This window comes from Bacteroides faecis, from assembly GCF_020091505.1.
In the GTDB taxonomy this organism is placed as follows: domain Bacteria; phylum Bacteroidota; class Bacteroidia; order Bacteroidales; family Bacteroidaceae; genus Bacteroides; species Bacteroides faecis.
In genome coordinates, this window is the sequence record NZ_CP081916.1 from 2,050,111 (window position 1) to 2,064,497 (window position 14,387).

The 14,387-nt window shown below is 43.6% G+C and carries 10 protein-coding genes; 9 read left to right on the forward strand and 1 reads right to left on the reverse strand.

Translation table 11 applies throughout. The features are described from left to right. Positions 1 to 15: 15 nt before the first annotated feature. Positions 16 to 453, reverse strand: coding sequence for an acyl-CoA thioesterase (locus tag K6V30_RS08170; RefSeq protein WP_010536560.1), 438 nt, complete (start codon positions 451 to 453; stop codon positions 16 to 18). A 78-nt stretch (positions 454 to 531) separates the two neighbouring features. Between K6V30_RS08170 and K6V30_RS08175 the strand changes: the two genes are divergently transcribed. The 9 genes from K6V30_RS08175 (at position 532) to K6V30_RS08215 (ending at position 14,243) form a co-directional block, all read left to right on the forward strand. Continuing rightward, positions 532 to 1,095: an L-threonylcarbamoyladenylate synthase gene (locus K6V30_RS08175; RefSeq protein ID WP_055268530.1), complete on the forward strand. Its 564-nt coding sequence runs from the start codon at positions 532 to 534 to the stop codon at positions 1,093 to 1,095. Continuing rightward, on the forward strand, positions 1,096 to 2,892 hold the full coding sequence (locus K6V30_RS08180; RefSeq protein ID WP_055268531.1) for a chloride channel protein: 1,797 nt from the start codon (positions 1,096 to 1,098) through the stop codon (positions 2,890 to 2,892). A 113-nt stretch (positions 2,893 to 3,005) separates the two neighbouring features. Further along, on the forward strand, positions 3,006 to 3,974 hold the full coding sequence (fmt, locus tag K6V30_RS08185; RefSeq protein ID WP_055268736.1) for a methionyl-tRNA formyltransferase: 969 nt from the start codon (positions 3,006 to 3,008) through the stop codon (positions 3,972 to 3,974). Between the two features lie 52 nt (positions 3,975 to 4,026). Further along, on the forward strand, positions 4,027 to 4,677 hold the full coding sequence (gene rpe / locus K6V30_RS08190) for a ribulose-phosphate 3-epimerase (RefSeq protein ID WP_010536564.1): 651 nt from the start codon (positions 4,027 to 4,029) through the stop codon (positions 4,675 to 4,677). 8 nt (positions 4,678 to 4,685) lie between these two features. Continuing rightward, the gene (locus K6V30_RS08195; RefSeq protein ID WP_055268532.1) at positions 4,686 to 6,809 is read left to right on the forward strand and encodes a ComEC/Rec2 family competence protein; all 2,124 of its coding nucleotides are present in this window, start codon (positions 4,686 to 4,688) and stop codon (positions 6,807 to 6,809) included. 45 nt (positions 6,810 to 6,854) lie between these two features. Beyond that, entirely contained in the window at positions 6,855 to 7,892 is a 1,038-nt protein-coding gene (locus K6V30_RS08200; protein ID WP_010536566.1) for a DHH family phosphoesterase, read from the forward strand. Between the two features lie 118 nt (positions 7,893 to 8,010). Beyond that, positions 8,011 to 8,655, forward strand: coding sequence for a BamK family beta-barrel-assembly machinery protein (locus K6V30_RS08205; protein ID WP_055268533.1), 645 nt, complete (start codon positions 8,011 to 8,013; stop codon positions 8,653 to 8,655). 30 nt (positions 8,656 to 8,685) lie between these two features. Continuing rightward, positions 8,686 to 10,074: a phosphoglucosamine mutase gene (gene glmM / locus K6V30_RS08210; protein ID WP_010536568.1), complete on the forward strand. Its 1,389-nt coding sequence runs from the start codon at positions 8,686 to 8,688 to the stop codon at positions 10,072 to 10,074. 194 nt (positions 10,075 to 10,268) lie between these two features. Further along, positions 10,269 to 14,243 (forward strand): helix-turn-helix domain-containing protein, encoded by a 3,975-nt coding sequence (locus K6V30_RS08215; protein WP_055268737.1) that lies wholly within the window; start codon positions 10,269 to 10,271, stop codon positions 14,241 to 14,243. Positions 14,244 to 14,387 lie beyond the last annotated feature (144 nt).

Consider the following 14,387-nt stretch of genomic DNA (forward strand, 5'->3'; position numbering starts at 1 on the left):
GGGAACTTATTTCTTTCAGTTTTTCTTCTTGCGTAAGTCTTTTCCTTCAAATTTGCAGATTGCTTCTATCCAATCTTCGGTTAGCGGCATCGATTCATGTTTTTCCAAGTCGAAAGTAACCATGATCGATTGGCAGACACATTTGACTTCCTGCGTTTTCGTGTCAATCACCCGTTGAATGAGATGAAAGCTTTTAGTCCCAATTTCAGAAACGGCGGTTTGTACAGCGATATGATCAGATGCGAAAATCTGCTTTACAAAGTTGGCTTCGATATGAACAACGACTATGCCGATCTTTTCCCAGTCCACTCCCGGACATACGGAAGCAAAGTATTCAGTCTTCCCCAAATCATAGAAAGAAAAGTAAACGGTATTGTTGACGTGGCCGAATTTGTCTACGTCGTTGAAGCGCAACTGGATAGGCAGTGCATGATGAAATACGATTTCTTCCATTGTTTTCCCTTAATCTTTTTTATTTCGATGCAAAAGTAGTACTTTTGCGTGTTATTCTCAACAGAAATAGTTCAAGAAATGATAGAAGATATTAAAAAAGCCTGTCAGGTGATGAATGAAGGAGGTGTTATCCTTTATCCCACCGATACCGTATGGGGTATAGGCTGCGACGCTACTAACGAAGAGGCTGTACGCCGGGTGTATGAGATAAAAAAACGTGCCGATAGTAAGGCTATGCTGGTACTGGTGGACTCTCCCGTGAAGGTGGATTTTTATGTACAGGATGTTCCTGATGTGGCATGGGATCTGATAGAAGTAGCCGACAAACCATTGACTATTATTTATTCCGGTGCGCGAAATCTGGCTCCGAACCTGTTGGCAGAGGATGGCAGCGTAGGTATCCGGGTGACCAATGAAGATTTTTCCAGACGACTTTGTCAGCAATTCCGTAAGGCGGTTGTTTCTACTTCCGCCAATATCAGCGGAGAGCCGGGGGCAGCCAACTTTAGTGAGATCAGCGACGAAGTCAAGGCGGCGGTTGATTATATTGTCGGTTTCCGGCAGGATGATATGAGCCGTCCAAAGCCCTCGAGTATTATAAAGTTAGACAAAGGCGGAGTGATCAAGATAATTCGTGAATAAATGAAGAGAGAGGAGAAACTGAGCTTGTTACAGCGTTGTATCAGATGGCGGGAAGCCAATATCAAGGAAAAGCAGTTTATCCTTATATTAAGTTTCCTGGTCGGAATCTTCACTGCGATTGCTGCTTTATTTTTGAAGTTCCTTATTCATCAGATACAAAATTTCCTGACTGACAACTTTAATGCGACATCAGCCAACTACTTGTATTTGGTATATCCGGTAATCGGTATTTTTCTGGCCGGATGGTTTGTGCGCAATATTGTGAAGGATGACATCAGCCATGGAGTTACCAAAATTCTATATGCGATATCGCGTCGTCAAGGACGCATCAAACGGCATAATATCTGGTCGTCTACGATTGCCAGTGCTATCACGATCGGCTTCGGTGGATCGGTTGGAGCGGAGGCCCCGATTGTTTTAACAGGATCTGCCATCGGTTCCAATCTGGGAAGTGTTTTCAAGATGGAACACCGTACGCTGATGTTGCTAGTCGGTTGTGGTGCGGCAGGTGCAATTGCAGGTATCTTTAAGGCTCCGATTGCCGGACTTGTATTTACGTTGGAAGTACTGATGATCGACCTCACGATGTCATCTCTGCTTCCTTTGCTGATTTCCGCCGTAACGGCGGCAACCGTTTCTTATATCACGACCGGGACAGAAGCCATGTTCAAATTCAACCTCGACCAGGCTTTCGAACTGGAACGTATCCCTTATGTGATTCTGCTGGGTATTTTCTGCGGATTGATTTCTCTCTATTTCACACGGGCAATGAACTCTATAGAAGGGGTATTCGGGAAACTCAAGAACCCCTACCAGAAGCTAGCTTTTGGTGGTGTGATGCTAAGTGTGCTGATCTTCCTTTTCCCTCCGCTCTATGGCGAAGGTTATGATACGATCAATCTTTTGTTGAACGGAACTTCAGCAGCGGAATGGGATACGGTCATGAACAACTCTATGTTCTACGGCTATAGTAATCTGTTGCAGGTTTATCTGATGCTGATTATTTTACTGAAAGTGTTTGCTTCCAGTGCGACGAACGGTGGCGGTGGTTGCGGTGGTATTTTCGCACCTTCGCTTTATCTGGGCTGTATTGCCGGATTCGTATTTTCCCATTTCAGTAATGACTTAGCCTTTTCTGCTTATCTGCCCGAAAAGAATTTCGCATTGATGGGAATGGCGGGTGTTATGAGTGGAGTCATGCATGCTCCGTTGACAGGTGTATTCCTGATTGCCGAACTGACCGGAGGTTATGACCTGTTTCTTCCCTTGATGATTGTATCTGTCAGTTCCTATCTGACGATTATTGCTTTCGAGCCTCATAGTATCTATTCGATGCGTCTGGCCAAGAGAGGGCAGCTCCTCACACATCATAAGGATAAGGCGGTATTGACCTTGATGAAAATGGAGAATGTGGTGGAAAAAGACTTCGTGGTAGTGCATCCGGAAATGGATTTGGGCGAGTTGGTGAAAGCCATTGCTACTTCCCATCGTAACGTGTTTCCGGTGACGGATAAAAAGACCGGCGAATTGTTGGGAATTGTCCTGCTCGATGATATCCGCAACATCATGTTCCGGCAAGAACTTTATCATCGCTTTACTGTTAATAAATTAATGACATCTGCTCCTGCCAAGATATTCGATACGGATGGAATGGAGCAAGTGATGCAGACATTTGATGATACCAAAGCATGGAATCTTCCGGTTGTCGATGAGGAAGGGCGCTATCAGGGATTTGTCTCCAAATCGAAGATATTTAACTCGTACCGTCAGGTATTGGTACATTTTTCCGAAGATTAACCGCAGGTGTACATTTTCTGGTATGGATGATACGGATTAAGCTTGTTGTTCTATGTAACTTCTGACTACTGTGAAATCTGCGTCATCCGTGCCTAAATAATATACTTAAGATGATGAAGAAAGAAGATTTAAGAATCGTTTATATGGGTACTCCCGATTTTGCGGTGGAGGCCCTGCGTCAATTGGTAGAGGGCGGCTATAACGTGGTAGGCGTGATAACGATGCCCGATAAACCGGCCGGACGCGGACATAAAATTCAATATTCTCCTGTCAAGCGATATGCACTCGAACAGAATTTGCCGTTGCTGCAGCCGGAGAAACTGAAAGATGAGGCTTTTGTGCAGGCCCTTCGTGACTGGAAAGCGGATCTTCAGATTGTGGTTGCTTTTCGTATGTTGCCGGAAGTAGTCTGGAACATGCCACGGTTGGGTACTTTCAATCTGCATGCTTCGCTGCTTCCCCAGTACCGGGGCGCAGCTCCTATTAACTGGGCGGTCATTAATGGAGATACAGAGACAGGCATCACCACCTTTTTCCTGCAACACGAGATTGATACCGGAAAAGTGATTCAGCAGGTACGTGTACCTATTGCAGATACGGATAATGTGGAAGTGGTGCATGATAAACTGATGGTGCTTGGTGGAAAACTGGTACTTGAAACCGTAGATGCTATATTGAATGATACAGTGAAGCCGATTGCTCAGGAAGATATGGCAGTGGTAGGAGAACTTCGCCCTGCTCCAAAGATTTTTAAAGAGACTTGTCGGATTGACTGGCATTCTCCGGTGAAGAGGGTCTATGATTTCATTCGTGGACTGTCGCCTTATCCTGCTGCATGGAGTGAATTAGTCAGTCCGGAAGGAGAAGCGGTAGTAATGAAGATTTTTGAGAGCGAGAAGATTTATGAGGCACATCAGCTGGCTGTCGGAACAGTTGTGACAGATGGCAAGAAATATATAAAGGTGGCTGTGCCCGATGGATTTGTTTCTGTTCTATCTTTGCAGCTTCCCGGCAAGAAACGTCTGAAGACCGATGAATTGCTTCGTGGATTCCGCTTGTCGGATGGATATAAAATGAATTGATAGAATGAACTGACCACGGTCAAGCTAACTTAGAACTTAAAACAATAGAATGATGAAACCGATTATTTCTCCTTCCATCCTTTCTGCCGACTTTGGGTATTTGGCGAGAGACCTTGAAATGATAAACCGCAGTGAAGCGGAGTGGGTGCATATTGATATAATGGATGGGGTATTTGTTCCTAATATTTCATTTGGCTTTCCGGTACTGAAGTATGTGGCGAAGCTGACTGACAAACCGTTGGATGTACATCTGATGATTGTCAACCCGGAGAAGTTCATTCCCGAGGTAAAGGCATTGGGGGCACATACGATGAATGTCCATTATGAGGCTTGTACTCATCTGCACCGGGTGATTCAGCTAATTAAAGAAGCCGGAATGCAGCCGGCTGTAACTATAAACCCGGCAACTCCTGTTGCTTTACTTCAGGATATTATTCAGGATGTATATATGGTGCTTGTTATGAGCGTAAATCCAGGATTTGGCGGACAAAAGTTCATTGAACATTCTGTAGAGAAAGTCCGTGAACTGCGTGCCTTGATAGAACGAACAGGTTCGAAAGCATTGATTGAAGTAGATGGTGGAGTGAATCTGGAAACTGGTGCCCGCCTGGTGGAAGCAGGGGCAGATGTACTGGTAGCCGGTAATGCAGTCTTTGGAGCACCGGACCCGGAAGAAATGATTCGTCAGTTACACAGGCTGTAACGAATACATTGAATACTGCCTGTTTACATCAGTATCCTTATATACGCCTGATTATCCCGTGGATAGCAGGCGTTTTTTGTGGAGATTGGTTCTTTGATCAATCGGCGGAGCTACTTTGGAGCATTCTGGCCTTTTGTCTCTTTACCGGTCTGTCCATTGCTTTTTATTACTTGGAGCGTTATTCTCTCCGGTGGTGTTTCGGAGTTTCTGTCTTTGCTCTTTGTTTCGCAGGAGGATGGGGAAGTATCAGCTGGCAATTAAAACAAACGGTGTATGACTTTCCGGAAAAGGAAACTGTCTATCGGGTACAGTTAACGGATACTCCTGAAGCGAAAGAACGAACTTTGCTTTGTAGGGTATGGCTTGAAGGACAGCATGATTCATCATACGTATGTCCGATAGGACGGAAGGCGATTCTTTACTTACAGAAAGATTCATTGGTCACTCAATTGAAGGTGGGAGATGAGCTGTTTGTATCTGTCCGTATTTCTTCACCTGTCAATGGGGGGAATTTCGATGAATTTGACTATGTCCGGTATTTGATGCGGCATGGTATTAGTGGAACGGGCTATGTACCCTCCGGAAAGTGGGTGCGGGTGTCGTCATCCGCTGCGGCTTCTTCTCATGCTTCCGGTTTTCTTCATTTCATTCAATATACTGCCATTTCTTATCGGGAAAAGGTGATCGACCTTTATCGAAAGCTGGGATTTGAAGGAGATGAGTTGGCTGTACTCTCTGCGCTGACTGTAGGAGAAAAAGCCGATTTGAGCGAATCTATCCGTGAAAGCTATTCTGTATCCGGTGCCAGTCATATTTTAGCTTTATCCGGTTTGCACATCGGACTTTTATATGCTTTGTTCTTTCTTCTTTTTCTGAAACCTCTTGTACGGAGGTGGCGGGGCATCCGATATTTCCGTTCCGTGCTGCTTCTTGTCTTATTGTGGTCTTTTGCCTTTTTTACGGGACTGTCTCCATCTGTAGTCCGTTCAGTAAGTATGTTTTCAATTTTGACAATTGCTGATCTGTTTGGGGGGCGGTCATTGTCTTTGAATACACTGGCTGCTACTGCATGGGTAATGTTGCTTGGTAATCCGGCCTGGTTATTCGATATTGGTTTTCAATTATCTTTTCTCGCGGTGCTTTCTATTTTGTTGCTTCAGAAGCCTGTCGGTCGGCTGTTACCTGTGAAGAACCGAATAGGAAAATATGTATGGGGATTGATGAGCGTATCCATAGCGGCGCAAATAGGGACCGCCCCACTTGTGCTGCTTTATTTTTCCCGCTTTTCCACTCATTTCTTGCTGACTAATTTAGTGGTTATTCCTTTGGTAACCCTGGCTTTATATACTACCGTCTTTATGCTTTGTCTGACTCCGTTGCCTGCCGTTCAGTACCTTGTGGCAGAAGTAGCCAGATTCTTATTGAAAGCGCTGAATGGTTTTGTCCGATGGATTGAACAACTGCCTTATGCCTCTTTGGATGGTATCTGGGTTTATCAGTTGGAAGTACTGGGCATCTATATATTCTTTCTACTCTTCTTTTATTATTCAAAGACCCGGAGATTCCGGAACTTAGTCATTTGTCTTTCTTTCCTGTTGTGTCTGGGTATCTGTCACACAGTAATGTATGGGTATGACCGTCCTCATTCAAGCCTTGTATTTTATAATGTCCGTGGTTGTCCGGTGGTGCATTGCATCGGAGAGGACAGGCGCTCTTGGTTGAGCTATGCTGATACTTTGCCAGATAAGCATCGATTGCAGATGGTAGCTGCTAATTATTGGAGTCGTCATCAACTCCTGCCTCCGGTAGAAATTACGACTGATTGTCAGGGAGTTGATTTCTCCCGTCATCAGCAGATCGTATTTTATCACGGTTGTCGCATTTGCATGGTGACTGACAATCGTTGGCGAAACAAATCTGCCGTTTCACCGTTATCTATTAATTACATGTACTTGTGCAAAGGTTATAGTGGTCGTCTGGAAGAACTGACCAGACTTTTTTCTCCATCCTTTATCCTATTGGATGCTTCCCTCTCAGATGATCGCAAACGGCTCTTCCGGGAGGAATGTGAGAGGCTGGGTTTACATTTTCTCTCTTTGTCCGAAGAAGGTTCTGTGCGGTTTTTGCTCTAAGTACAAAGAATTATCGTACATTTGCAACTCGAAAAAGAATATGGTATGTTGACTAAAGTAATCGAACAGGCTAAAATCGACCATTTTACAAAATGGTTTGAACGCGCTGACAAAATAGTAATCGTTTCTCATGTATCGCCCGACGGCGATGCTATCGGCTCTTCACTGGGGCTTTATCACTTTCTCGATTCACAAGAGAAAACAGTAAATGTAATTGTTCCTAACGCTTTCCCCGATTTCCTGCGTTGGATGCCGGGAAGTAAGGACATCCTTTTATATGATCGCTATAAAGACTTTGCGGACAAACTGATTGCCGAAGCTGATGTGATCTGCTGTCTGGATTTTAATGCCTTAAAGCGTATTGATGACATGGCAGATGCTGTTGCTGCTTCTCCCGCGCGCAAAGTGATGATCGACCATCATCTTTATCCCGAAGAATTCTGTAAGATCACCATGTCTTATCCTAAGATATCTTCCACTTCAGAATTGATATTTCGTCTGATTTGCCGTATGGGGTACTTTAGTGATATCTCAAAGGAAGGCGCAGAATGTATCTATACTGGTATGATGACGGATACAGGTGGCTTTACTTACAATTCCAACAATCGCGAGATCTATTTTATCATTAGCGAACTCCTTTCAAAAGGGATTGATAAAGACGATATCTATCGCAAAGTGTACAATACTTATTCGGAGAGCAGATTGCGTCTGATGGGGTATGTGTTGTCAAATATGGTGGTTTACTCAGATTACAATGCCGCATTGATATCGCTGACAAAGGAAGAACAAAGTAAGTTTGACTATATAAAAGGTGATAGTGAGGGTTTTGTGAATATTCCCCTCACAATCAAAAACGTTTGTTTCTCCTGTTTCTTGCGGGAAGATACAGAGAAGCCGATGATCAAGATTTCTCTTCGTTCAGTCGGTACTTTCCCATGCAATCAGCTCGCTGCCGAATTCTTTAATGGGGGTGGTCATTTGAACGCTTCGGGCGGTGAATTTTTCGGAACGATAGAGGAGGCGAAAGCCGTTTTCGAACAGGCACTGGAGAAATATAAACCTTTGTTGACAGCCAAAAGTTGAGAATGGAAGGTTAAAAGTAGACAGAGAAAGGTTAAAAGTTACCAACTTTCAACTTTCCCCTTTCATCTTTCAATGAATTTGAGATACATTTGTGCAGAATATAGCTAAATAACAGATAATGAAGAAACTTGTATTTTTATTTCTCTCTTTGTTGGCAGCCGGAAGTATATTCCAGGCATGCGACGATTCAAAGACTTACGCTGAAATGTTGGAGGACGAAAAGAATGCGGTGAATAAATTCATCAAGGATAAAGGAATCCGGATCATTTCACAGGACGAATTTGAGAAGAATGATACTGTCACCAATTTGGACCGGAATGAATATGTAGCCCTTTCCGATGGTGTATATATGCAGATTGTAGATCGTGGAAGTGCTGAAAACAAAACGGATACTTTTGCAAACAACAATGAGATTTGTGTTCGTTATATCGAGGAAGATATAATGACACGTGACACTACTTGTTTCAATGTTTTTCTGGAAGAGTGGGGAGATGCAAATCAGCTTTATACGAATCCTGCTGTATTCCGTTATGTAGCTGAAGGCAGCTATGTGTATGGTACTTTCATTCAGATGGACTATTACTGGGCAAGCTACTACCAGTCAACAGCCGTACCTGCAGGCTGGTTGCTGGCGTTACCGTTTGTGCGCAACTATGCTCACGTACGTTTGATCGTTCCTTCCAAGGTAGGACATTCGTCAGCGCAACAATACGTCAATCCATACTATTATGATATTTGGACATTCAGCAAAGCACTGAATTAAAACACCAATATAAATCTTAGTTAAAAACCTATGACTCTAATCAAATCTATCTCTGGAATCCGCGGAACTATTGGCGGAATAGCGGGTGAGGGACTAAATCCGCTTGATATTGTAAAATTCACCTCGGCTTATGCTACTTTGATTCGTAAGACCTGCAAAGCGCAAAGCAACAAGATTGTAGTGGGACGCGACGCTCGCATCTCTGGTGAAATGGTAAAAAACGTAGTTGTTGGTACATTGATGGGAATGGGATGGGACGTTGTAGACATTGATCTGGCTTCCACTCCGACTACAGAATTAGCTGTGACGATGGAAGGTGCCTGTGGCGGTATCATCTTGACAGCCTCTCATAATCCCAAACAGTGGAATGCACTGAAACTACTCAACGAACACGGCGAATTTCTGAATGCGGAAGAAGGTAACGAAGTGCTTCGCATTGCTGAGGCTGAAGAATTCGATTATGCCGATGTAGACCACCTGGGCTCTTATCGCAAAGATCTGACTTACAATCAAAAACATATTGACAGTGTGTTGGCTCTCGATTTGGTGGATGTAGAAGCGATCAAGAAAGCTGATTTTCGTGTAGCTATCGACTGTGTGAACTCTGTAGGAGGTATTATCCTTCCGGAACTTTTAGAACGTCTGGGCGTGAAGCATGTAGAGAAACTCTATTGCGAACCCACTGGAAATTTCCAGCACAATCCCGAACCGCTTGAAAAGAACTTGGGTGATATCATGAACCTGATGAAAGGTGGAAAAGCCGATGTTGCTTTTGTGGTAGACCCGGATGTTGACCGCCTGGCTATGATTTGCGAGAACGGTGTCATGTATGGTGAAGAATATACATTGGTGACTGTAGCCGATTATGTATTGAAGCATACTCCGGGTAATACGGTCTCTAATTTGAGTTCTACCCGTGCGTTGCGCGATGTAACTCGTAAATATGGAATGGAATATAGCGCTTCAGCTGTAGGAGAAGTAAATGTAGTAACCAAGATGAAAGCTACAAATGCCGTAATCGGTGGTGAAGGAAACGGTGGAGTAATATATCCGGCCAGCCATTACGGACGTGATGCTTTGGTAGGTATCGCTTTATTCCTCAGCCATCTGGCTCATGAAGGAAAGAAAGTGAGCGAACTTCGCGCTACTTATCCTCCTTACTTCATCGCCAAGAACCGTGTAGACCTGACTCCGGAGATTGATGTAGATGCTATTCTGGCTAAAGTAAAGGAAATCTATAAGAACGAAGAAATCAATGATATCGACGGTGTAAAGATTGACTTTGCGGATAAATGGGTACATTTGCGTAAGAGTAATACGGAACCGATTATTCGTGTGTATAGCGAGGCTTCCACAATGGAGGCTGCTGAGGAGATCGGACAGAAGATTATGGATGTAATCAATGAACTAGCCAAGTAGACAACGATTTATTTGTTGTGAAGATATAGAGAAGGGAGAGCTTATTTATAAGTTCTCCTTTTTTTATGGTCTCCTGTTCCGTTTTAACTGTTAATATAGGAGTTGTCTTGGCGAAGACAGAAGAAAGTTTTGGAAATCTGCGACTGAAAATATACCTTTGTCACATTATACATCTGTTTAGTTATCAATATGCTATGAAAAAATACTTACTCCTGATCTTTGTTATATTGATTCATTCATTTGCTGTCTTGGCTGATAATGTAAAGGATACTTATCTTTTCCGCAAGGTGGATTATCAGTTAGGGTTATCTAATAGTGCTGTATTGTCCCTTTTTCAAGATAATGAGGGGTTGATGTGGTTTGGTACTTACGATGGTGTAAACTGTTACGACGGGAAAAGTATGGAAGTCTTTCGTTCGGACTTTTCGGAACAAAAGACTTTGAGCAATAATGTCATTCATTCTATCCAGCAGGCTGACAGTAGTTGCTTGTGGGTTACCACTCATTTAGGTGCCAACCGTTTCTCCAAAGATTCGCGTCAAGTGATTTGTAACTATGAGTTCGGCGGTGATTTTGTAATTCACTCCAATCCGAAGGGGAATACCTGGGCTTTGGGGTATGGATGGATTTCCTATTATAATACCCATCATCGTCGTTTTGTCAATGTGCCGATGCCGGACATTCATATGCTGAAGGTAGATACCCGTGCTTTTGTGACGGATGAGGGCGAGTTATATCTTTTCCCTTATCAGAGCGGCGATCTTTACCGTTTTTCTTTGAGTTCTTTTGATCAGGATACGTTGAGTACCCGGCTTGATGTCACCCCTTCCCGTTTCCACTCGAAAACGATAGAATACGTCTGTTACCAGAACGGCGTATTCTGCTTCTATGATTCCGATAAGGATTTATTTGTATATGATATCTCCAGAAAGTCGAAGATATATATACGTAACATTGGCGATATGGTGCGGAAGTATGGGACAATTTCCGGTATTGTACCTTTCCATGAAGATATTATGGTTGCTTTCCAGACAAATGGGCTGATACGTCTGCGCATGTCACAGAAATATGCCGAAGAAGTAGTTAATCGTAATATACGGATTTTTGCCATCTATAATGATCCCCGACAGGGAGTATTGTGGATAGGGTCTGACGGACAAGGAGCAATTATGTATTCAAGGAAATACTCCATTGCTACCAATGTGATGCTGAATAGTCTGTCACCGAATCTGAGTCGGCAGGTAAGATCTGTTTTGACCGATAAGTATGGAGGGCTTTGGTTTGGCACCAAAGGGGACGGGCTGTTGCACATCCGGAATTATCGCGATGGTGTACAGGTTGCCAATGCAGAAATTTATTCACCTGATGGCAAGCAGAATGTGTCTTCTTATGTCAAACTGGATCGGGAATTTCAAGTGTATGCCATGACGGAAAGCCGTTATATGAATGGATTTTGGATAGGTACTGGTTCATCATCGGGGCTATGTTATTATTCTTTTGACGATGGACGATTGCATGAACTTACGTTGGAAAAGACACAGGAGATAGATGAGGTACATTCTATATTTGAAGCGAATGATACTACATTATATGTAGCTTCATCAGGAAGTGGCTTTTGTAAAGTGATACTTGATAAAGGTAAACCGGGAGATATTCGGATAAAGTCGAGCAAGCATTATCGTTTCTTCTATGAGCAGCAGGAACTCAATCTTTTTTATAGTATGGTATCCGAAGGTGACTCCTTATTGTGGCTAGGCAGTCGGCAGCGGGGATTGATACGCTTCAACAGAGAGACGGATGAGTATCAGATTTACTCATTGAATGAAATGTTGCATAAGTCGGTTGATGATATTCTCTGTCTGCATTGGTATAAAAAAGATCAATTATATGTAGGTACTACCTCCGGTTTGGTGCGTGTCACCTTTAGAGGACGCAAGCTTGAAGCGGACTATATCGGACGCGAACATGGATTGCTTAATGACATGATTCATAGTATTCTCGAAGATGATAACGGATTACTCTGGCTGGGGACTAACCGGGGGCTTATCAAGTTCAATCCGGATAATTCATTCTCGCATGCTTATTATTATAGTGGCGGCATACAGATCGGAGAGTTCAGTGATGATGCCTATTATCATTGTCCCTATACCGGTAACCTTTTCTTCGGAGGAATCGATGGATTGCTTTATTTGGATAAGAAAGTTTCTGCGGTCCCCGAATATTATCCGGAAATATTGTTGCGTAAGTTAGTGATTGAGAAGACATCTGTCAATCTGCAGGACCACTATTTGCCCGACAGGAAAGGTCTGGAAATGAAAGGTGCGAAGGTGTCTTTCTCCCTTTTCTTTGTGGTGCCCGATTATGCCAGTGGCGGTGACGTGGAATACTCATACATACTTGAGGGATATGACAAGGATTGGGGAGCTTTCAGCAGTGTCAACGAAGCATCCTATTTTAATGTTCCCTCCGGGCACTATCTCTTTAAGGTACGATACAAGAAAGATGTATTTGCTACGGAATACAAAACCTTTTCCATTCCGGTTTACATTCTGCCGCCCTGGTATCTGACGGTGTATGCATATATTATTTATTTGCTGCTGGGGCTTGTATTGGCGATCTATGTGATTCACTTGTTCCGCAAGTATTTCCGTCACGAACGGGTGTTGCAGGAATTACTGGAAACGGAGCACCGTAACACTTCTCTGGTGGCAGACAGTTATAAAGAACGTGAAGTACTCGACAATTGTACTCTTATTTATCAGGCATGCGACCGGTTGAATGACAAGAGTCTTTCACCGGTTGAGCATACTGCGAAAGTAAATCAGATTCGTGAATCCGTCATGGCATTGCTTTTTGGCGTTGGTGTCGGAGATGAGTGCTTCCGCCTGTTGTCCTCGTTGCAATTTTCTGTTACGGGCCGGCTGTATATGTTGAAATTGGCGGAAGAAGTACATCGTGTACTGGAAAAGGAAGGTTACCATATGTCTCTCATTCGTCTGGATATCCCGGACAGTTTTACTTTTCCTGCCTATAAAAACGCATTACGCTGTATTCTTTATTTTAGCTACCTCTATATAGCCAGCCGGAACGGGGCGGAAGTGTCTCTGACCGCAAAAGAGGAAGATAACAGAATGCTGCTGTCATTTTTTTCCTCCGACCATACGGTAAAGGGATTGTATGATGTACTATCCGATCAGGAACCTTTGCCCGTAAAAGGAAAAGATTCGGATGACCAGTTCCGTATCAGGACGATGCAGCGTTTCGTCTTTTCGGCATTGAAACAGCAAAACTGCACTCTCTTTTATGCCACTGATGCAGAGCAGGTGAACAGGCTGACCATTACTTTTGATCCGGCTGCTATCGCAGAGCAGAACGAAACTCGTCAAACGGTTTTATTACTGGAAGACAGAGAGGAGATGATTTGGCTGATAAGCGGACTACTATCCGATGAGTATGAAGTACGTCCGGTGAGAAGTATACAAGCGGCATTTGATGAGATGCATACTTCAGCTCCGGCATTGTTTCTGGTAGATATGCTGATGTATACCGATGCGGAGAGCACTTTCATGAAATACATCAATAAGAATCGTTCAATGCTTTCAAAGACTGCATTTATTCCGATGCTGACCTGGAAAGTCAGTACGTCTATGCAACGCGAACTGATTTTGTGGGCAGATTCCTATCTTGTCCTTCCTTATGACATACCCTTCCTGAAAGAAACTATTCATAAAACATTCTATGGGAAGCGGGAAGCCAGACAGGTATATCTGGAAGAGCTGGAGGGCTGGAGCAATTCCATTGTCTGTACTACTGCTGAGCAAGCAGATTTTGTTCGGAAATTCCTGCAGGTGGTAGAGCAGAATCTGGATCGCGAAGATTTGGGATCTACTTTTGTAGCGGAGCAGATGTTGATGAGTCCCCGTCAGTTTTACCGTAAACTGAAGGAGATATCGGGAATGTCTCCAAGTGATCTGATTAAAGACTATCGGATGGAAAAGGCTGCCAGGTTATTGCGTGATGAAGCGTTGTCGATACAGGAAGTCATTGCTGATGTCGGTATTTCCAGCCGTGCTTATTTCTATAAGGAATTTACCCGTAAGTTTGGCATGACTCCGAAAGTGTACAGAGAAAAAACTCTGGAGAATGACGGACGTAAGGGCCGGGAATGAGGAATAAGACCGGACCGGCAGTCGGGTACAGGCTGTCGGTAAAGACTCAATTCTATGCTGGACTATGCTGTTTGTCATGGAAAACGCCCTTGTACTCTCTTTTTCAAAAGGACTATCTATATTGTTGATATATAGAGTGCTATG